The following is a 19,047-nucleotide window of genomic DNA, read 5'->3' as shown; positions in this document are numbered from 1 at the left end:
TCAGGCAGCCCCTGACGGCCGCCACGACGGGCAGCGGCAATAATCCAAACGCCCTCACTGTTATTGTTGGCACGTTAGCCGACCCGACACCAATCTAATTTAACAGAAGTGTGGATACCGTCTTATGGAGCAAAACCCGCAGTCACAGCTTAAGCTACTTGTCACCCGTGGTAAGGAGCAAGGCTATCTGACCTATGCCGAGGTCAATGACCATCTGCCGGAAGATATCGTCGACTCCGATCAGATCGAAGACATCATTCAGATGATCAACGACATGGGCATTCAGGTAGTTGAAGAAGCGCCTGATGCCGATGATCTGATGCTGAATGAGAACAACAACGACACGGACGAAGACGCTGCCGAAGCGGCTGCTCAGGTATTATCCAGCGTAGAATCTGAAATCGGACGTACCACTGACCCGGTGCGCATGTACATGCGCGAAATGGGTACGGTTGAGCTACTGACGCGTGAAGGCGAGATCGATATCGCAAAGCGTATCGAAGAGGGCATCAACCAGGTACAGTGTTCCGTTGCTGAATACCCTGAAGCGATTAACTATCTGCTTGAGCAGTACGATCGCGTTGAAGCGGGCGAAGCGCGCCTGTCTGACCTGATCACCGGCTTTGTCGACCCGAATGCCGAAGCAGAGATTGCCCCCACCGCCACTCACGTAGGGTCTGAACTCTCCGCTGAAGAGCGTGATGATGAAGAAGAAGACGAAGAGTCTGACGATGATACCGCGGACGATGACAACAGCATCGACCCGGAGCTGGCGCGTGAAAAATTCAACGACCTGCGTGTTCAGTACGAAAAAGCCCGTACTGTAATCAAAGCCAAAAGCCGCAGCCACGCTGATGCCATCGCTGAGATTCAGAACCTGTCTGACGTATTCAAGCAGTTCCGCCTGGTGCCGAAGCAGTTCGATTTCCTCGTCAACAGCATGCGCACCATGATGGACCGCGTTCGTACGCAGGAACGTCTGATCCTGAAGCTGTGTGTTGAAATCTGTAAAATGCCGAAGAAAAACTTCATCACCCTGTTTACCGGCAATGAAACCAGCGAAACCTGGTTCAAAGCAGCACTGGCGATGAACAAACCGTGGTCAGAGAAACTGAACGATGTTTCTGACGACGTGCACCGCAGCCTGCTGAAACTGCAACAGATTGAAACCGAAACCGGTCTGACAATTGAACAGGTTAAAGACATCAACCGTCGTATGTCGATTGGTGAAGCGAAAGCGCGCCGTGCGAAGAAAGAGATGGTTGAGGCTAACCTGCGTCTGGTTATCTCTATCGCCAAGAAGTACACCAACCGCGGCCTGCAGTTCCTTGACCTGATCCAGGAAGGCAATATCGGTCTGATGAAAGCCGTTGATAAGTTTGAATATCGCCGTGGCTATAAGTTCTCGACTTACGCCACCTGGTGGATCCGTCAGGCTATCACCCGCTCCATTGCTGACCAGGCGCGTACCATCCGTATTCCGGTCCATATGATTGAGACGATTAACAAGCTCAACCGTATTTCACGCCAGATGCTGCAGGAGATGGGCCGCGAGCCGACGCCGGAAGAGCTGGCCGAGCGTATGCTGATGCCGGAAGACAAAATCCGTAAGGTGCTGAAAATTGCCAAAGAGCCGATCTCAATGGAGACGCCGATTGGTGATGATGAAGATTCACATCTGGGTGATTTTATCGAAGACACCACGCTGGAGCTGCCGCTGGACTCTGCCACCTCTGAGAGCCTGCGTTCAGCCACCCACGACGTGCTGGCCGGTCTGACCGCGCGTGAAGCGAAAGTGCTGCGTATGCGTTTCGGTATTGATATGAATACCGACCACACGCTGGAAGAAGTCGGCAAACAGTTCGACGTGACGCGTGAGCGTATTCGTCAGATTGAAGCGAAGGCGCTGCGCAAGCTGCGTCATCCAAGCCGCTCTGAAGTGCTGCGCAGCTTCCTCGACGATTAATCAGCGTCGCGTCATAAGATGGCTCCTCTTTGAGGGGCCATTTTTTTTGGCTAACAGCCGCGAGCCTTTAACGCTAAATCCAGCTCAGCATAGGCGGCCGTCATCTCATCCTGCGAGGCGCGGTTCAGCCCGCTCGGGTTCGGTAATACCCAAATCTCCGTCCTGCCCACCGTTAGCGGCTGCCTGCCCCACTCCACCTTCGTGCGGCGAAACGCCTGCTGATAGGCCTGCTTGCCCAGCACCGCCAGCGCTGCCGGCTGGTAGCGTTCAATCTTCTCCATCAGCGCCTGTCCGCCGCTGCGCAGCTCACTGCCGGCCAGTTCGCTCGCCACCACCGTCGGCCGCTCGACCAGCATGGTGATGCCGCAGCCGGTCTCCAGCAGCCGCTGTTCCTGCTCCGGGCGCAGCTGCGTATAAGTGAACCTGGCCTGGAATATCGTTTTCCAGAAGCGATTACCCGGATGGGCAAAATGATAGCCGGTATGTGCGGAGGATTTGCCGGGGTTGATGCCGCAGAACAGCACCCGCAGACCGGGCTGGATAATGTCGGTAATGCCGTGTGCTTCCATGATGTGATGGCTCCATAACAGCAGGCTCCCGGAAACGGGAGCCTGAAGGTCAATCATAACGCAGCGATAACGGCGGCGGTAATCTCTTCGGTTTTCATCCCGCGGTTCACCTGCTGCTGTGCGGTAACGTTTTCCACCGCCTGTATCATGCCGGCCGCCGCTGCGCTTTCGCCCAGGTGCTCCAGCATCATCGCCGCCGACCAGATGGCGGCAATCGGGTTAGCAATCCCCTGCCCGGCAATATCCGGCGCGGAGCCGTGGACCGGTTCAAACATCGACGGCACGTTCGGGTCAGGATTAAGGTTAGCGGAGGCCGCATAGCCCAGCCCGCCCTGAATGGCCGCCCCCAGGTCGGTGAGGATATCGCCAAACAGGTTGGAGGCGACAATCACATCCAGCGTTTCCGGGTTCATCACCATACGCGCCGCGATGGCATCAATATGATAGCGATTTACGCTGACATCCGGATACTCACGGGCAATCTCTTCGGTGACTTCATCCCACATCACCATGGTGTATTTCTGCGCGTTAGATTTGGTCACCGACGCCAGCCGTTTGCTGCGCTTCTGCGCCATTTCAAAGCCGAAACGCAAAATACGCTCCACGCCCCGGCGGGTAAAGATCGAGGTTTCAACCGCGACTTCCGCCGGTGTGCCCTGATGAATGCGCCCACCGGCGCCGCTATACTCACCTTCGGTGTTTTCACGAATGCAGAGAATATCAAACTCGCTTTTGCGCAGCGGCCCTTCCACTCCCGCCAGCAGGCGATGCGGACGCACGTTGGCATACAGGTCGAACTGTTTGCGGATCGGCAGCAGCAGGCCGTGCAGCGAGACGTTGTCTGCCACCTTTTCCGGCCAGCCCACGGCCCCCAGCAGGATAGAATCAAACTGACTCAGCGTCTTAATGCCATTCTCCGGCATCATTTCACCGTGCTCGAGGTAATACTCGCAGGACCACGGGAACCACTCGCCGCTCAGGGCAAAATCAAATTTAGCCGCGCTGTGTTCCAGCACCTGCCAGGCCGCTTTCGTCACATCAACGCCGATACCATCGCCAGGGATCACCGCTACTTGATAGCTTTTCATGACTCTCCTCAGATTAAAACATCACCATCAGAATGACATCTTCGCCCAGGCGGCTAATTTGTGCTGCTATTTTCTGGCTGCACGGCGGCAGATGCTGCCGAATACGCAGCCTGCACGCCGTCAGTTCACAGCATTAGCGGAAAACGCTGACCGCTTCCACCAGACGCCCCGCCTGATCTTTCATGCGCTGTGCGGCCAGCGCACCGTCGCTGACCAGCGCGCTGTTGTCGTGCGTCAGGCGATCGAGGGCTTCGACGGCCTGGCCGACTTCATTCAGCCCGCTGCCCTGCTCTGCGGTAGCAATACTGATCTGCTGTAGCAGCTCGGTGACATTCTGCACTTTCTCGACGATATCGCCGATCGCTTTTCCGGCCTCATGAACCTGACCGGCCCCGGACTGCACTTTCAGATTACTGGCGGCGATCAGCTGGCGGATTTCGCTGGCCGCCCCCGCGCTGCGCTGCGCGAGACTACGCACCTCCCCGGCCACCACGGCAAAACCTTTGCCCTGCTCACCGGCACGTGCCGCTTCGACGGCAGCGTTCAGCGCCAGAATATTGGTCTGGAACGCAATGCTGTCAATCAGGCCGGTGATTGTGGCGATCTGGCGGGAACTTTCGGCAATTTCATCCATAGTGACGACCACGTTTTGCATCACTTCACCGCCTTTAACGGCGGCATTGCTGGCGGTGCGCGAGAACTGATTGGCCTGCTCGGTGCTCTCCCCGTTGCGCTGCACCGTGCTGGTCATCTGATTCATGGTGCTGGCCGTCTGCTGTACGCTGGCCGCCGTCTGCTCGGTGTGGCTGCTGATTTTGTCATTACCGCGCGCCAGTTCATCGCTGGCGCGATGTACGTCCAGTACTTGATCGCTGACGTCATTCAGCAGCCAGCGGAACATCAGCCCCAGCTGCCCGACCGCGCGCAGCGTGGTGCCAATCTCATCCACCCGGTCCATATGATCCACCTGCGGGTTAGCGCCGGTCGCCACGTTGAGCGCCTGACGGCAGACGGCCGCCATCGGTCGGGCAATCTGCCGCTGCAACCACTGATCGACGCCCAGCGCCATCAACGCGGAGAACAGGGTAAAGCCCCCCAGCGCCACACCGTCAATCCCTGCCACCGCTGCTGCCGCCACCAGCGGCAGCCACAGCGCCAGTACCGCACTGCGAATTCGCCAGCGCAGTGACAGGGTTTTCATCAGGCTTAACCCACTCAGCCAGCCGCGACGCAGCAGCAGACCCCGGTGTAACCGCCAGCCCGTCATCCGCCCCTGATTCATCTTCTGATACAGCGCTTCTGCCCCGCGCACTTCTTCCGCTGAAGGCTTGATACGCACCGACATATGCCCCTGAATTTCACCATTGCGGATCACCGGCACCACATTGGCACGTACCCAGTAATGGTCACCGTTTTTACGACGGTTTTTCACCAGCCCGGTCCACGGCAGTCCCTGATTTAGCGTGGCCCACATATCGGCAAAGGCCGCTTTTGGCATATCAGGGTGACGTACCAGATTGTGCGGCTGGCCGTCAATTTCGCTGCGGTCGTAGCCGCTCACTTCGATAAACGCGCTGTTGGCGTAAGTGATGATGCTACGGGCATCGGTGGTAGTCATCAGGGTAGTATCGTCGTCGAGCAGATACTCCTGCTGAGTCACGGGCTGGTGGGTATGCATATAACGACCTTGTTATGTTTGTAGGAATCTTGCAGGAATTAAGCAGGGGTTGTCGGCAGGATGTGACTAAAGCTTTAACAATTTTAATCTGATTTGTGCAGTAGCGCACAGCTACTGCACTCCCTCAGGCATGGACAAACGCTTCACGCAGCCAGTGGATAAAACCACTCACCGCACGCGGAACCTGCGCCGACCACGGGCGCACCACGTACAGCCTGTCGGCAAAGGCTCCCACCGTTTGCCACTGCGGCAGTAATTGCACCAAAGAGCCTTCCTTTAGCGCCGCCTGAGCGCTGAAGTCCGGCAGCAGCGCAATGCCCAGCCCTTCCAGCGCCGCATCGCGAACTGATTCACTGTTATTAGTGGCAAACGGCCCGCTGACGTTGACCGTTATTCGTTCGCCGCCCGCCTGCGGCTGAAAGTTCCAGCGCGGCAGCTCCACTCCGCGAGGATAATAGAGGCACTGGTGCCCGCTCAGCGCCTGCGGGTCGGCAGGATGACCGTAGCGGGCAAGATAGTCTGGAGATGCCACCACCACCGCATGGGTGCGGCACAGCGGCAGTGCGACGTGTGTTTCCGGCAGGCTGTCACTGTGGCGGATTGCCAGGTCAAAACCTTCGCTGGCCAGCGACACCAGACGGTCGGACACTTCCAGCTGCACGCGGACCTGGGGGTGAGCCCGAAGAAAGGCGGTGATATGGGGCACCAGCTGCTGGCGGGCAAACGCCACGGGAGCCGTCACGCGCACCAGCCCGCGCAGCGGCCCGGCAGAATCGCGCACGCTAAAAAAACTCTGCTCAATCTGAGCAAAGGGCGCACGAAGATCGTCCACCAGCTTCTCCCCGGCGCTGGTCAGACGCACGCTGCGCGTGGTGCGGGTGACCAGCGGCACTCCGGCCAGCTGCTCCAGCTCTTTGATCTTCTGCGACATCGCCGCCTTGCTCACTTCCAGCCTTTCGGCGGCGGCGGTAAAACTGCCCTGCTCAGCCAGCACGGTCAGCCAGTGCAGGTGGGTCCACAGCGCATCGGTCTTCAGCTCTTTCATCGGCATTGTTCACTATAGTAAATAATCAATTCAAGTATAGCGCTTTTTCCCGCTGAACATTGTGGGTAGATTGGTCTTCAGAGACAGACGTGGACATTCGTCCCCAGCCTGTTTAACACAATGAATTTTCATAACAATGCCGGGGTTTTTATGCCATTACTGCAATTTGATGTCATTCAGGGTCGTTCAGAATCAGAACTGAAAACACTGCTGGATGCCGCGCACCGTGCGGTACTGGCGGCGTTTAAGGTGCCGGAGCGCGATCGCTACCAGATTGTTCACGAAAACAAAGGCTATCAAATGGTGTTCGAGGATACCGGCCTTGGACTACAGCGCAGCGATAATCTGGTGATGGTGCGGGTCTTTACCAGCCCGCGCAGCAGCGAACAGAAGCAGTTCTTCATGGCTGAGCTGTGCCGGGAATTTAAGGAAAGCTGCGGGATCCTGCCGTCGGATGTGATGATAACGTTTATTACCAATGACAAAGGTGACTGGAGCTTTGGCAACGGCGTGGCGCAGTACCTGACCGGCGAGCTGTGATGCCGTTACACCAATGAATATCACTCCCCGGCATTACGCCGGGGAGCGGTTCACGCCTTAGAAATCATAACGCAGACGGACCAGATTCATATCACCCAGATCGTCGGTGCTGGAGGTAAACACGTGTTCATAGTCAACACGGAAACCATAATCCAGTTTGAAGGTCACGCCGACCCCGTTATCGATGCGATGGTAGTCACGCCCGGTCACATACTGCATACGGTCGCCCATCACGTAAGGCATCACAGACTTCAGCCCATACGCCTCCACCGGCACGGTGTAACCGGCAAGATACTCAATCCCCCACGCATCGCCGGAGAAGTAGTTGTTCACCTCCGCTTTTTTGGTGGTGAGGAAGTTATCGTACCAGCCGCCGCCGACCGTGAGGGTCCAGTTGTCCGGCTTCCAGCTCAGCGCCGTACCGAGGATGTGCTGATCGTAAGACTTCTCATCGCTGTTGCCCGGATTGCGCATCTGAGCGCGGGTATAGTTCCACGCCGTGCCCCACGTCAGGTCTTTCGTGATGTGGTAATCCACCCCCAGCGACCCGCCGCCTTCACGCTTGTAGCGCAGGCCATTGCCTGGCAGATATTCCCCGTCAGAGAACAGATAAGACGCGTACACATCGGCATCACCGAAGGTGTTTTTGTACTTCAGCATCTTACGTCCACGGTAAGAACCGTCATAGTCGCCGTTAATGCCGTTACCCGGTGCCTGACCGAGCATGTCGTAATCCCAGATATCGGTTTTTACACCGACCACATCGTAATAGACGCTGTTCTGCTGGCCAAAGGTCAGCTGGCCCCAGGTATTACTTTTCAGGCCGGTATATAACATACGGCGTGAAGTATCATTGGCACCCTTAGCATGGTGATTATCCCAGTTAAATACGGCAGGAATATTGACGCCCAGTTCGTAATAACTAATCCAGCTAATATCATCGAACAGATAATAGTCAGCCGCAAAACGGAAACGTGTGCCACCGTCAAAACCATTACGCTTATAGGAACCTTTATCGCCATCGCCGGTCATATTATTGAACTGGGGGCGAATGCTGCCGCCTACGGTAAAATTCAGACGGCTTAACGGGTCCCCGGCCTGCGGGTCTTGTTTTAATAAGGTAATTTCAGCCTGGGCAGCGAACGAAGCACTGCCGACAATCAGCCCCAGACCAATGGCCTGAGTTAAAACGCGCATTTTTGTTAACATTTTGTATCCCTGCGTAATATCGTCAAATAAAAAGCAGGAAAAATAGTATCCTGAACCCGGGTAAAAAATATCTCTCCTCAGTACAGTTTTGTGCTGTTATACGCGGGAAAACATTAAGTAAAAATTACATTCTGTGTTTGTATTAACAGTATTAAGCAATCTGTGCTGATTTTATTGAGCAACTCTAAACAAAACGGTTTTAACTTTTTAAAAATCGTAGCCTAAACGCATGACGTTAATATCCCCCATGTGAGCTGCGGCGGCCGTTCGCAGCTTTTCCCCGCGCTCCCCCACAGACAGGCCCCCTCGTTTGACGTTCAAAAAATGCAACCTGCCCCCGTGAGGCTATAAACGCATTACTGCGCAGCGCTAAGTTAAACGAAAGCTAAACGGAGGGGATCGAATCGCGGGCATCCTCACTTTTTCCTGTCACCGCTAAATGTTGCCAGGGATAATTCGCTGCGTTAAATTAATTCGTTACACTTCAAGATTTTCACCTCGCAGATACCTGACAAGGATTGCGTCACAGACAAGGTAAGAACGATCTCATGGTTTCAGAATGGCTATCGTTACTCTTTTTTATTGCATCAGCAGCGCTCTACACATGGAAGGCAGGACGCCATAAGCTGTGGTTCTCTGCCGTTCTGACACTGCTCGGCGTCTATATCATTCTTAATGCCTCGCTGCTGGCCAGTAACTATTTTACCGGCGAAGGCATTAACGACGCGGTGATTTACACCATTACCAGCAGCCTGAGCGGAGCCGGACTGCAGAAGTATATTCTGCCCGCCCTCGGTCTTTTAGCCGGATTGCTGTTACTGTTTTTATTGCTGTCGTGGGTGTTGCGCCTGCGCAAAAGCCACGACTACAGTCAGCTATACAGTGTCCTCGCGCTGATCCTCGCGCTGGCCTCCATTAAAACCACCCCGGCTTATCAGCAGGTGGCCGCCTTAATTAAGTCGCAGGTCAGCAAAGGTGACTCGGACTTTGACAGCCACTATAAAGTGCCGGGCAAGACGCTGCGCGGTGACCGCCCGAATCTGGTCTATATCTATGCTGAGAGCCTGGAACGCACCTACTTTGACGAGCAGGCCTTCCCGCAGCTGGCTCCGGAACTGAGCGAAATCAAAAACAACGCGCTGGATTTCAGCAACACCGAGCAGCTTCCCGGCACCGAATACACCATTGCCGGCATGGTGGCGTCGCAGTGCGGCATTCCGCTGTTTGCCCCGTTTGACGGTAACGCCTCCAGCTCGCTGTCCAGCTTCTACCCGCAGAATATCTGCCTGGGGGACATTCTTAAATCTTCCGGCTACCAGAACTACTTTTACCAGGGCGCCAGCCTGAGCTTCGCGGGTAAGGATCTGTTCCTCTCCTCCCACGGCTTTGACCACGCCTATGGTTTTAACGAGCTTTCAGACCAGGTAAAAGACCCGAAATACCGCAATGACTGGGGCTGGTATGACGATACCGTGCTGGATATCGTGTTCGACAAGTACCTGGAACTGGCGCAAAAAAACCAGCCTTTCTCGCTGTTTGCGCTGACGGTGGACACGCATCACCCTGACGGGTTCATCTCGCGCAGCTGCCAGCGTAAGTCTTATCCCTTTGACGGCAAGGAAAATAAGTCCTTCGCGGCCGTCGCCTGCGGCCAGGAACATATTGCGAAGTTGATCGAAAAGATCCGCGCCACGCCGTACTTTAAAAACACCATTATCGTGGTCAGCTCCGATCACCTGGCGATGAACAACACCGCCTTTAAGTACCTGAACCAGCACGATCGCCGCGATCTGTTCTTTATGCTGCGCGGTGATGACGTCAGCAGCCGGGTGATTAACGTGAAGCGCAGCACGCTGGATAACGGCGCAACGGTGCTGGATGCGATGGGCGGCGATAACTTCATCGGCCTGGGGCGCAGCAGCCTCTCGTCAACCTCGCTCTCTGAGACCTACCTCAATATTAAAGAGAAGATTAACGAGTGGAAGCCCGACGTCATCCATCTGTGGAATTTCCCTAAAACCATTACTGATTACAAAATTGATGAAGGCAAAAACACCTTCAGCTTCTCCGGTACTCACTTCAAACTGCCGCTGCTGCTGGCCGTGATGCCGGACAAGATCGAACCGAAGCTGGATGCTTATCTGGCTACGCCGCTGAAGCAGCAGCTGGCGAAATTTGCCCCTGATGACAAATTTGTCTGGATTGATCGCTGCTACAAGATAGGTAGCGTATGGGATGAGAAGCTGGCGATGGACAACGGCCTGTGCGTCGCTAACGGTACGCTGAATGCCGCACCAACGCTCTCTCAGGTTCAGCCCGGTAGCACACAGGGGAAGATTGTCTTTACCACCAGCGCCGCAAAAAGCGATGAACAGTATCAGCGCAGTGTGACCCGCCTTCAGGTGGCCGACGTTGACCTGAAGTACCGCTCTGACAGCATCCTGTTTAACCTGCCGGGCCTGCCACAGCAGGTGCAGAAAGTGTCCGGGCTCTCTTACGTTGAGCGCTGGGGCCGCTGGTCAGATGCCAACCTGCTGCCGCAGGTCACGGTGGAGTATCTGGAACCGCTGCCCGCCGCCTTTACCCTGACGCTGACCGCACGCGCTTTCGGTGCTAACGCTCTGCGGCCGACCGTGATAAAAGTGGGGGACTGGCAGCAGCAGGTCACCTTTGGCGAGCAGGACACCACCCTGACGCTTCAGGTGAGCAACCCCGCACGGGCGCGATCGATTGTCATTACGCCCTCTGAACCGGAGGAGTCCAGCGTCGGCCTGACTGACGGTTTTGTGGCACGAAAACTGGGTATCGGCCTTGTCAGCCTGCGGGTCACACCGCAGCCCTGACAGGGCACGTTTTCCCCACAGGAAAGACTTGCAGTTAACATCAGAAAATCTAGTATAAGCGCCTGGCCTGTTCACTTTTAAAGGGATGCCCGCCCGTTGAAATTTCCGCTCTATGCTTTTCTGCTGCTTCCTGCGCTGGCCCTGCCACTGCAAAGCCAGGCAAAAACACAGCCTGACCCGCTGCTGGCGTCCCAGACGGTGGAACGTTACGCCGATAATATCTTCTACAACACCAAAGCCAGCGGGATGGCGATGGTGGCGATTGATGCTAATCAGCGCATTTTCGTCAGCCGGGGATCGGTGCGCCCCGGCAGTCAGCAGCACCCGCAGAAAGACTCCCTGATCCGCATTGCTTCGCTGAGCAAGCTGATGACCAGCGAAGTGATGGTGAAACTGTCCGAACAGGGACGGCTGAAGCTGAACGACCCCCTGAGCAAGTATGCGCCACCCGGCAGCCGCGTTCCGGGCTACAACGGCCAGCCCATCCGTCTGATTCACCTGGCCACGCACACCAGCGCCCTGCCGCGCGAACAGCCGGGAGGAAAAGCCAACCGCGCGGTGTTCACCTGGCCAACCAACAGCCAGCGCTGGAACTGGCTGCGCAATGCGCAGCTGAAATGGGCGCCGGGTGAGCGGGCGGGCTATTCTAACCTGGCCTTCGATCTGCTGGGTGATGCGCTGGCCCGTGCCGGAGGCAAACCCTATCCGACGCTGTTACAGGAGATGGTCACCCGCCCGCTGGGCATGAAGGACACGACCTTTACTCCTTCTCCCGAGCAGTGCGGCCGTCTGATGATCCCGGCGAAAAGCCCAAGCCCGTGTAATAACTCGCTGGCCGCCATTGGCAGCGGTGGCGTCTACTCCACCCCGGATGATATGGGCCGCTGGATGCAGCAGTTCCTGGCATCGGACGTACACAGCCGCAGTCCGCAGGCCGATCGTCTGCAAACCATGATCTATCAGCGCAGCCAGTTAACCAAAGTGGATGGCATGGACGTACCGGGCCGTGCAGATGCACTGGGTATGGGCTGGGTTTATATGGCTCCACGCGACGGTCGCCCCGGAATTATTGAAAAAACCGGTGGTGGCGGTGGCTTTATCACCTATATGGCGATGGTGCCGCAGTACAGCGTCGGGGTATTCATCGTGGTCGCCCGCTCACCGGAGAGCCGTTTTACGCCAATGAGTGACGGCGTGAACAATCTGCTCACCGAACTGATCGGCAACACCTCCGGCAGCGCTCAACTGGCTGCCAGTATTATGGCCAACTGATCCTCGCCTGATGTAACGTGACGGCGCCGCAACGAAAGCGCCGTCACTCTACCTATTCCTCAGATCGAAGGTTGTCATCCTCTGCTGACTGCGGCTCGGGTTCACGCTTGCGGGCTCGCCGTAACAACTGTTCACGCGCCAGCAGCCTGCCACGTTTGTCGTAGTAACGGCTGGGCCAGATCTCCGAAGGGTGCATTCCCAGCGCAGCAGCAATAATAAACTCACCTTTTGGCCACGGTCTTTTCAGGGCATTGGCCAGCGTACCTGAACTTAATCCCACACGCCGCGACAGTTCCGCCAGCGACGTCTGCCTCTTTTTAATCGCCGCAATAATGTCGGCGGGGTGCATATCAGTTTTCTTCCTCATGCCTTCCTCTGCTGTCATTGATTCCTGATATCTTTCATCCCCTATACTAAGTATTACTTAGTACATTTTACACGAGCAGCTAAGAGAATCCTGTTAATTGTTCAGAAGTCAGGATCGACATGCTGCCACATCGTTTGAAAGAAGCCCGAAAGAAGAAAGGGATATCACAACAGAAACTCGGGGTCTTAGCCGGGATTGACGAATCCAGTTCCAGCGCACGGATGAATCAATACGAGCAGGGTACCCATACGCCGAATTTTGATCTGATGTGCCGCGTGGCGGACATTCTGGACGTCCCGGTATGCTTTTTTTACACCGTGGAAGATGAGCTGGCGATCAGAGTCTGCCAGTGGCATGATGAAAGCAAAAAACGTTAAACCCACCCCACCCCCGCCTTACAATTTCTGATTATAACGCCGTCCTTTTTATCATAAGCCTCTTTGTTGACTCAGCCGCCCGTTTGCGGTTGTCTGTTATGTCTCCAGCTTATTGAAATTAAGGAAAATATCGTGAATCTGTCCCTGTCCCGCACCCTGGCACTGAGCGCACTGCTCGTGGGTTTTCTCCTCTCTGGCTGTGACCAGAAAAAAGACGATGCCCACCATATTAAGGTCGGAGTGATTAACGGCGCTGAACAGGATGTGGCCGAGGTGGCCCAAAAAGTGGCGAAGGAGAAGTACGGGCTGGAGGTGGAGCTGGTCGGGTTCAGCGGTTCACTGCTGCCGAACGATCCGACGGCACACGGCGACCTGGATGCCAATGTGTTTCAGCATCGTCCGTTCCTCGAACAGGACAACAAAGCTAAAGGCACCACCCTGGTGGCGGTGGCCAACACGTTTGTCTTCCCGATGGCCGGCTATTCAAAAAAAATCAAACAGATTAGCGAGTTAAAAGACGGCGACACCATAGCCATTCCCAACGACCCGACGAATCTGGGCCGGGCGCTGCTGTTGCTGCAGAAAGAAAAGCTGATCGCGCTGAAAGCGGATACCGGGCTGCTGCCGACGGCAGTCGACATCACCGCGAATCCGCGACATCTGAAAATTATGGAAATGGAAGGCGCGCAGCTGCCGCGCGTGCTGGATGACGCCCAGGTGACGGTGGCAATTATCAGCACCACCTACCTGCAACAGACCGGCCTGAACCCGGTACGCGACAGCGTGTTTATCGAGGATAAACAGTCGCCTTACGTCAATATCATCGTCACCCGCGCAGACAATAAAGACGCGGCCAACGTGCGCGACTTTATCAAATCCTACCAGTCGCCTGAAGTGGCGGCAGCGGCAGAGAAAATCTTTAACGGCGGCGCGGTGCCGGGCTGGTAATCGTTGAGGCGTCAGCCACGCAGGCTAGCGTGTGGCTGACAGATTGCTTAATGCAGCAGCCATTTGGCATGCAGGCTGATGGCGGCAGGACGGATCGCCTCAATGCTCTGCTCGTACTCTTCCGGCGACAGTTTTTCCAGCCGGGAGAGGTTCTCCTCCTCACCGTGCAGGGCAATCACCGCCAGCGCAGGCTGCAACGCCACCGGCAGCGACGACCAGTCGCTCAGCGCCACACCTTTCATGTAGCCACAGCACCAGTCTTCCACCACGGTAAACTCCTGACCTTCCACGCTGTTCAGGCCAAACAGCGGTTCGAACTGGTCAGGGTAACCCTCCAGGCGATCGGCAATGTCGTTCATATGCTGAGCGATGAGATCCATAAACTGTTCGAACTCTTCGTCGGATTCCCACTCAGGATCGTTCTCTTCGCCGCCCCAGATCACTGGCAGCCAGTTCTGCGGCTCCACCAGCACCGGACCTGAGAGGATTGCCGTGAACAGCCCGTCCAGCTCAGAGGCATCCACCACGGACTCGTCGCTGCCGTATTTCAATAAAACGTCATCTAAAAATTCCAGCTCTTCTTCCGTCAATGGTCCTTGTTGCATGCTGTTACCTCGCTGCGAATATCAGTTTTCACCCGGCGTTTACCGGTTTATGAGGGGTATTCTGGTAGGCATAGCGGGAAAAAGCCACAGCCGGGACGTTATATTTCATTGGGTGGAATATCTCTTTGGTTGAGCAGCAAGCAGGTGCGGGATGAACGCCCGTCAGATTCAATGAAAAATCCCGCAGGGATAAGGCTTAAAAACGATCAGAGGAAGTCAGAAAGAGTATCAGGATCGTTTTTCTCAGTCGCTATTTGCGCCTGTTTAAAAAGTTCATCCCAGTCCCCGGGCGGTTTGCCCGCAGCCAGCATCCTGGCGAAAACTTTATAGGCGTCTGTCCTGCTGTCACAGGCGCGCAGCGGGTCAAATCCATTTACCCACGCAATAACGATCGCTTTCTGTTTTTCACTACAGCGGAAGAACAGACGAAACTGATGCATGAACTTTGCACGAAACCAGTTTTTATGTTCGTCGCCCAGTGTGCCACCCTGACGAAATTGCGGGCCGAGAGGGTCAGCAGCAATCCGTTCTTTGATAACAACTTTAATGGCTACCAGCAATTTTGTTGCTGCTTTTTTATGATAATCGGCCGGGTGTTTTGCTTTAATCGCGGCAACATCAGTCGAGAGCGTGAGTATCTGATCAAGAAAACACTGGTCAAAGTAGATCTTCCAGCCGTTAAGTACCAAAGGTTCCATCTCTGTTATTCCCTCACTCATCATCCGTGAGCGGAGCGTCCAGATCCACATTAATTCCGGCGGTGAGCTCTTCAATACCCGACCAGAGGTCAGCAGTTACCGGTTGAATTCGCTGTGGATTTTTCACCATATCCTTTTCCAGAAACGACAGAAACTGGTTCACCACCGGATCATCATGTTCTTCACCCTGATATCGTGACATGACTACCTTGCCACCGGGCATCAGGGAATACTGGATAGTTTCCCCAGGTTTCAGGTGCAGCGCATCACGAATCGCTGCAGGAATAGTAGTCTGACTGCGCTCAGTCAGTCGAGATTCAGCGCGCAGGGACACGTCCGCTTCGTTATATGACATCATTCAATTTTCTCCCGGATTCCCGGTACTGGGTGGCAGACCGGGCTCTCGCTGTCTGAAACGTAATATAATGCATACGCATTGGCAATGCAAATGCATTACCTGCGCTGAAGTTGCTCTGTACCGGGATAAATAAGTTTATAGTGATTTGTGATTTTCCATGCGATCGTGCTGACCTGAAGGGAAAAATCTCCCCCCACCCACGGAGCCCGACTATGTCCCCTGCATTCCTCCCTGCGCTGAACTTCAGCATCGTACAGCTCAGTGACATCATGAACGCCTGCTTTCAGCAGTATGTTATTCCGCTGTCGGTCACCCCGGACTATTTTGCCCGGCGCTTCGGGTCGGAAGGGCTGAATTTTCATCAGTCCGGCGTCTGGATGCAGGGGGATCAGGCCGTTGCCATTGCACTGGTCACCACGCGCAGCCGTGGGGCGAGGATCGCGGCTTTTGCCATCACCCCGGACTTTCGCGGTCAGGGTCTGGCGAAGCCGATGATGGCGGGGCTGCTGTCCCGGCTGGCGGCGGAAAACGTCGGGCAGATTTCGCTGGAGGCGATTGCGGACAATACGGCGGCAGTCGCGCTTTATCAGGCGCAGGGTTTTCAGATTAAGCAGACGCTGCTGGGGTTTACCGGGCCGGCTTTGTCAGCAGGCTCAGCGGCCGGGCTTGCCGTCACCTCCACCGATGCGCTGTTACGCGTGATCTACCGTGCCCCACAGGAAGAGATCCCGTGGCTGCTGGACCCGATTTCATTTCCGGCGCTGCCCTGTGAAGTGGTTAGCGGGGGTGAACATGCGTGGGCGGTGATTGACCGGCTGGCGGGAACGCCACAGCTGCGCTATCTGTTCGTTGACCCCGCGTTCCGCCGTCAGGGACGCGCCAGTGCCCTGCTGGGTAGGATCAACGCGCAGTATCCGGGGATCCGCACGCCGGTGGCAGTACCAGAAAAGTTCGCTGCACTGTTCCGCCGGGCCGGGTATGCCCAGCTGGCGCTGAAACAGTATGAGATGTTTTTAAGTCAGGACAGATAATCCCGATCCCGTCGATCCCCCCACGGGTGAGGATCGACGGCTTGCCCACGGTCAGCGCTTCACGCTGTCGATAAACGTCTGACGAGCCGTTTTCGACCCGAGACGTTCCGCTTCATCCAGCAGTTTCAGCGCCTTATCGACATTGCCCGCCTTCACTGCTTTTTTAATCGCGTCGTTAAAGTAGCTTTCCGAATCGTCGAGCATCGGCGCATCTGGCTTCACCGGGGCTGCTGGTGCCGCCGCAGGGGCGGTGCTGCCCACCACGACAGGCGCGGCGGCAGGGGCGGATGACGGGAAGATCTGCCCAATCATCACGTTGCCGGTTTTCTGCTCGGCGGTCACTTTCAGGCTCAGCGTGCCGGTCGGCGTATGGCGCGCCACCGGATCCGGGATATCCGGCACCGCATTACCCACCCCCGCCGCATAGGCTTTCGCCGGGTTGACCATCTGCGTGCTACCCGCCAGATCCTGACGCGTGGTGTACACCAGCAGGAAAATTTGTTTCTGACCCAGCGCAGGCGTCAGCTTCAGCGTGCCCTCCAGACGGTCGCTGGAAACGATGCCCGGCTGCTGGTACGGGAAATAGCTGGAAGGGTAAAAGGCCGCCGGGCGCATCTGTTCATCCAGCACCAGCACATTCGGGGCATACACCGTTTTACCGGCGGCAATACTGGTCAGGGTGATTTCCAGCGATCCTCTGTCGGCAGGCAGCGCAAACGCCGCAACCGCCCCCTGAATATCCCCCTGATTAATCTCACGGCTGGCGGTTCCCAGCGTCACATCCTGTGTGACCGGCGGCACCAGCGGCGTCCATGAAAGATTACGTAAGGTCTGACTGGCGATCGCCGGTGCGGTATTGGCATCGTTCTGCGCGGCATACACCCCCGCAGGCGCCGCCGCCATCAGGCTCAGCGACAGACACAGTGACAGCAGATTTCTTCTCATCGTTATTTCCTTTTGATCACCATAAAGGCTGGCGGCTATCAGCTGAAAGCCGCCAGATCTTCAGGGCCGTGTAGAACACCGCTTTTCCCTATAGCATTCGTGTTGTGGCAAGGCGGCAACCGAACTCATCCCCGGGAGCGTAGATCACTACGTGACCGGGATGGGTAAGGACAGCCAACGCACCCACGGCGCGAAGGATGACGGGAAAAGTTACCACCAGATTTCCATCTGCGCGCCAAACGTCACTTCATCGTCATTGCCGCGGCTGAAAGTACGCGCGCTGGTATCGTTCATCGCCAGGCCATTGCTGGTGCCTGCGTCGGTGTCATAGCCCCATTTTTCATCCCAGTTCGCATAGGTGGCAAACACGCGGATCGCCGGACGCGACCAGATGCTGTTACCCGCCTGCCACTGCTGGGCCAGCGTCACCTTGTACTGACCGTTGCGGTCGCCGGTGCGCTGGGACTTCACGTTGTCGTAGCCGACTTCCAGCAGGGTGCTCATGATCGGCGTCCATTTGTACATCGGGCGCATCCCCACAGTGTACCAGGTAGTGCCGTTGTTGTTATCACGGTCAACGTCCTGGTACATGCCGACATACATCAGGCTCCAGGTGTCGTTGAAATCAATGGCACCGTGGTCAATCACGCGGACCATGCTGCCGTTGTTGTTGATCGCCGAGCCGTTAGCGTGGCCGTTGGCGGCCCCCTGGCCCGGATCGGTCATCGCGTCAGCGGCATACTGCACCACAAACTTGTTGAAGCCGTTATAAATGCTCTGCGTGTGTTCCGCCGTCAGCAACCAGCCGTCTTTGGTGGCATCATTAGCCAGAGAGTAGCCGTCACGCGCATTGGCACGACCGTAATCCACCCCTAACTCCAGCACGCCGCCGGGGTTGGTATTCAGCCCGGCCAGGCGCACGTCGAACACGTCATTAGAGGTGGCGACCTCATTACGCTGGTCGGCGATATAGCCGAACGATCCGCCGCTTTCGGTGTTACGCGTCGCGGCCAGAGACAGCTTACCAAACCCCAGATCGATATCTTCCAGACCGGCACCCGGACCGGAAATATCCCAGTAGTAGAAGTCAATCATGTGGACGTCGTGACGCTGATAGAAGCGCTTACCGGCCCAGATCGTCGAACCCGGCAGCCATTCGATCAGGTTTTTTCCCTTCACGTTCGCTTCACGGAAAGCCGGATCGGTTGACTCCCAGTCGTTCTGCTGCGAAACGGAGTAGGCCACGTTAGTATCGAAGTAGAAGCTCTTATCCCCTTCCTTCCACACTTCCTGACCCAGCTTCAGCTCGGCATACGTCTCGCATTCGTTACCCAGACGGTATTTGCTGTCGGCACCGGTGGCTTTGAAGCACTGCTGCTCGCCGCCGCTGCCTGACCAGCCAATCCCGGAACGGGCATAACCGGTAAAATCAACCGCCATCGCTTGTGTAGAAAGGATACCGGCAGCCACTGCCAGCGACAGGGAAGCACTACGCATTGTTCTCATCA

At 56.2% G+C, this 19,047-nt stretch carries 18 protein-coding genes; 7 read left to right on the top strand and 11 right to left on the bottom strand.

Annotated elements, in window-relative coordinates; translation table 11 throughout:
• Positions 1-124 precede the first annotated feature (124 nt).
• A complete protein-coding gene (gene rpoD / locus ABEH87_RS15740) occupies positions 125-1,966 on the top strand; it encodes an RNA polymerase sigma factor RpoD (RefSeq protein ID WP_346577575.1) in 1,842 nt (613 codons plus the stop codon).
• Between the two features lie 50 nt (positions 1,967-2,016).
• On the opposite strand, the gene mug is transcribed toward rpoD, so the two are convergent.
• The 4 genes from mug to ABEH87_RS15720 all read right to left on the bottom strand — a co-directional run bounded on the left by mug (position 2,017) and on the right by ABEH87_RS15720 (position 6,346).
• Positions 2,017-2,535: a G/U mismatch-specific DNA glycosylase gene (mug, locus tag ABEH87_RS15735; protein ID WP_346577573.1), complete on the bottom strand. Its 519-nt coding sequence runs from the start codon at positions 2,533-2,535 to the stop codon at positions 2,017-2,019.
• A gap of 53 nt (positions 2,536-2,588) precedes the next feature.
• Positions 2,589-3,623 (bottom strand): tartrate dehydrogenase, encoded by a 1,035-nt coding sequence (locus ABEH87_RS15730; protein ID WP_346577571.1) that lies wholly within the window; start codon positions 3,621-3,623, stop codon positions 2,589-2,591.
• Between the two features lie 133 nt (positions 3,624-3,756).
• Complete coding sequence (locus ABEH87_RS15725) at positions 3,757-5,301, bottom strand: methyl-accepting chemotaxis protein (RefSeq protein WP_346577570.1); 1,545 nt, start codon at positions 5,299-5,301, stop codon at positions 3,757-3,759.
• A 124-nt stretch (positions 5,302-5,425) separates the two neighbouring features.
• Positions 5,426-6,346, bottom strand: coding sequence for a LysR family transcriptional regulator (locus ABEH87_RS15720; RefSeq protein WP_346577568.1), 921 nt, complete (start codon positions 6,344-6,346; stop codon positions 5,426-5,428).
• Positions 6,347-6,496: 150 nt separating this feature from the next.
• Here ABEH87_RS15720 and ABEH87_RS15715 point away from each other — a divergent pair, with 150 nt between their 5' ends.
• Entirely contained in the window at positions 6,497-6,886 is a 390-nt protein-coding gene (locus ABEH87_RS15715; RefSeq protein ID WP_346577566.1) for a tautomerase family protein, read from the top strand.
• Between the two features lie 57 nt (positions 6,887-6,943).
• Here ABEH87_RS15715 and ABEH87_RS15710 read toward each other — a convergent pair whose 3' ends face one another.
• Positions 6,944-8,095, bottom strand: coding sequence for an autotransporter domain-containing protein (locus ABEH87_RS15710; RefSeq protein WP_346577565.1), 1,152 nt, complete (start codon positions 8,093-8,095; stop codon positions 6,944-6,946).
• A gap of 548 nt (positions 8,096-8,643) precedes the next feature.
• Here ABEH87_RS15710 and opgB point away from each other — a divergent pair.
• Both opgB and ampH read left to right on the top strand, forming a co-directional pair.
• Positions 8,644-10,938, top strand: coding sequence for a phosphatidylglycerol--membrane-oligosaccharide glycerophosphotransferase (opgB, locus tag ABEH87_RS15705; RefSeq protein ID WP_346577563.1), 2,295 nt, complete (start codon positions 8,644-8,646; stop codon positions 10,936-10,938).
• Positions 10,939-11,034: 96 nt separating this feature from the next.
• Positions 11,035-12,210: a D-alanyl-D-alanine-carboxypeptidase/endopeptidase AmpH gene (gene ampH, locus ABEH87_RS15700; RefSeq protein ID WP_346577561.1), complete on the top strand. Its 1,176-nt coding sequence runs from the start codon at positions 11,035-11,037 to the stop codon at positions 12,208-12,210.
• A 52-nt stretch (positions 12,211-12,262) separates the two neighbouring features.
• On the opposite strand, the gene ABEH87_RS15695 is transcribed toward ampH, so the two are convergent.
• Positions 12,263-12,577, bottom strand: a complete 315-nt coding sequence (locus tag ABEH87_RS15695) for a helix-turn-helix transcriptional regulator (protein WP_346577560.1) — start codon at positions 12,575-12,577, stop codon at positions 12,263-12,265.
• A gap of 119 nt (positions 12,578-12,696) precedes the next feature.
• Here ABEH87_RS15695 and ABEH87_RS15690 point away from each other — a divergent pair, with 119 nt between their 5' ends.
• Both ABEH87_RS15690 and nlpA read left to right on the top strand, forming a co-directional pair.
• Positions 12,697-12,954 (top strand): helix-turn-helix transcriptional regulator, encoded by a 258-nt coding sequence (locus tag ABEH87_RS15690; protein ID WP_346577558.1) that lies wholly within the window; start codon positions 12,697-12,699, stop codon positions 12,952-12,954.
• A 138-nt stretch (positions 12,955-13,092) separates the two neighbouring features.
• On the top strand, positions 13,093-13,902 hold the full coding sequence (gene nlpA / locus ABEH87_RS15685; RefSeq protein ID WP_346577893.1) for a lipoprotein NlpA: 810 nt from the start codon (positions 13,093-13,095) through the stop codon (positions 13,900-13,902).
• A 47-nt stretch (positions 13,903-13,949) separates the two neighbouring features.
• On the opposite strand, the gene ABEH87_RS15680 is transcribed toward nlpA, so the two are convergent.
• The 3 genes from ABEH87_RS15680 to ABEH87_RS15670 all read right to left on the bottom strand — a co-directional run bounded on the left by ABEH87_RS15680 (position 13,950) and on the right by ABEH87_RS15670 (position 15,563).
• Entirely contained in the window at positions 13,950-14,507 is a 558-nt protein-coding gene (locus ABEH87_RS15680; RefSeq protein ID WP_346577556.1) for a YecA family protein, read from the bottom strand.
• 206 nt (positions 14,508-14,713) lie between these two features.
• On the bottom strand, positions 14,714-15,205 hold the full coding sequence (locus ABEH87_RS15675) for a type II toxin-antitoxin system YhaV family toxin (protein ID WP_346577554.1): 492 nt from the start codon (positions 15,203-15,205) through the stop codon (positions 14,714-14,716).
• Between the two features lie 13 nt (positions 15,206-15,218).
• Positions 15,219-15,563 (bottom strand): type II toxin-antitoxin system PrlF family antitoxin, encoded by a 345-nt coding sequence (locus ABEH87_RS15670; protein ID WP_346577553.1) that lies wholly within the window; start codon positions 15,561-15,563, stop codon positions 15,219-15,221.
• A 212-nt stretch (positions 15,564-15,775) separates the two neighbouring features.
• Between ABEH87_RS15670 and ABEH87_RS15665 the strand changes: the two genes are divergently transcribed.
• A complete protein-coding gene (locus ABEH87_RS15665; RefSeq protein ID WP_346577551.1) occupies positions 15,776-16,594 on the top strand; it encodes a GNAT family N-acetyltransferase in 819 nt (272 codons plus the stop codon).
• A gap of 51 nt (positions 16,595-16,645) precedes the next feature.
• Here ABEH87_RS15665 and malM read toward each other — a convergent pair whose 3' ends face one another.
• Positions 16,646-17,539, bottom strand: a complete 894-nt coding sequence (gene malM / locus ABEH87_RS15660) for a maltose operon protein MalM (protein WP_346577549.1) — start codon at positions 17,537-17,539, stop codon at positions 16,646-16,648.
• 210 nt (positions 17,540-17,749) lie between these two features.
• On the bottom strand, positions 17,750-19,045 hold the full coding sequence (locus ABEH87_RS15655) for a maltoporin (RefSeq protein WP_346577891.1): 1,296 nt from the start codon (positions 19,043-19,045) through the stop codon (positions 17,750-17,752).
• Between the last annotated feature and the right edge of the window lie 2 nt (positions 19,046-19,047).

This window comes from Erwinia sp. Eh17-17 (assembly GCF_039675725.1).
GTDB lineage: Bacteria > Pseudomonadota > Gammaproteobacteria > Enterobacterales > Enterobacteriaceae > Erwinia.
This window is presented reverse-complemented; position numbering and strand designations above follow the sequence as displayed.

What these genes read in the sequence shown, in the direction of transcription:
- rpoD (WP_346577575.1), top strand. Translation starts at nt 125, where the DNA reads ATGGAGCAAAACCCGCAGTCACAGCTTAAGCTACTTGTCACCCGTGGT.
- mug (WP_346577573.1), bottom strand. Translation starts at nt 2,535, where the DNA reads ATGGAAGCACACGGCATTACCGACATTATCCAGCCCGGTCTGCGGGTG.
- ABEH87_RS15730 (WP_346577571.1), bottom strand. Translation starts at nt 3,623, where the DNA reads ATGAAAAGCTATCAAGTAGCGGTGATCCCTGGCGATGGTATCGGCGTT.
- ABEH87_RS15725 (WP_346577570.1), bottom strand. Translation starts at nt 5,301, where the DNA reads ATGCATACCCACCAGCCCGTGACTCAGCAGGAGTATCTGCTCGACGAC.
- ABEH87_RS15720 (WP_346577568.1), bottom strand. Translation starts at nt 6,346, where the DNA reads ATGAAAGAGCTGAAGACCGATGCGCTGTGGACCCACCTGCACTGGCTG.
- ABEH87_RS15715 (WP_346577566.1), top strand. Translation starts at nt 6,497, where the DNA reads ATGCCATTACTGCAATTTGATGTCATTCAGGGTCGTTCAGAATCAGAA.
- ABEH87_RS15710 (WP_346577565.1), bottom strand. Translation starts at nt 8,095, where the DNA reads ATGTTAACAAAAATGCGCGTTTTAACTCAGGCCATTGGTCTGGGGCTG.
- opgB (WP_346577563.1), top strand. Translation starts at nt 8,644, where the DNA reads ATGGTTTCAGAATGGCTATCGTTACTCTTTTTTATTGCATCAGCAGCG.
- ABEH87_RS15695 (WP_346577560.1), bottom strand. Translation starts at nt 12,577, where the DNA reads ATGAGGAAGAAAACTGATATGCACCCCGCCGACATTATTGCGGCGATT.
- ABEH87_RS15690 (WP_346577558.1), top strand. Translation starts at nt 12,697, where the DNA reads ATGCTGCCACATCGTTTGAAAGAAGCCCGAAAGAAGAAAGGGATATCA.
- ABEH87_RS15680 (WP_346577556.1), bottom strand. Translation starts at nt 14,507, where the DNA reads ATGCAACAAGGACCATTGACGGAAGAAGAGCTGGAATTTTTAGATGAC.
- ABEH87_RS15675 (WP_346577554.1), bottom strand. Translation starts at nt 15,205, where the DNA reads ATGGAACCTTTGGTACTTAACGGCTGGAAGATCTACTTTGACCAGTGT.
- ABEH87_RS15670 (WP_346577553.1), bottom strand. Translation starts at nt 15,563, where the DNA reads ATGATGTCATATAACGAAGCGGACGTGTCCCTGCGCGCTGAATCTCGA.
- ABEH87_RS15665 (WP_346577551.1), top strand. Translation starts at nt 15,776, where the DNA reads ATGTCCCCTGCATTCCTCCCTGCGCTGAACTTCAGCATCGTACAGCTC.
- malM (WP_346577549.1), bottom strand. Translation starts at nt 17,539, where the DNA reads ATGAGAAGAAATCTGCTGTCACTGTGTCTGTCGCTGAGCCTGATGGCG.
- ABEH87_RS15655 (WP_346577891.1), bottom strand. Translation starts at nt 19,045, where the DNA reads ATGAGAACAATGCGTAGTGCTTCCCTGTCGCTGGCAGTGGCTGCCGGT.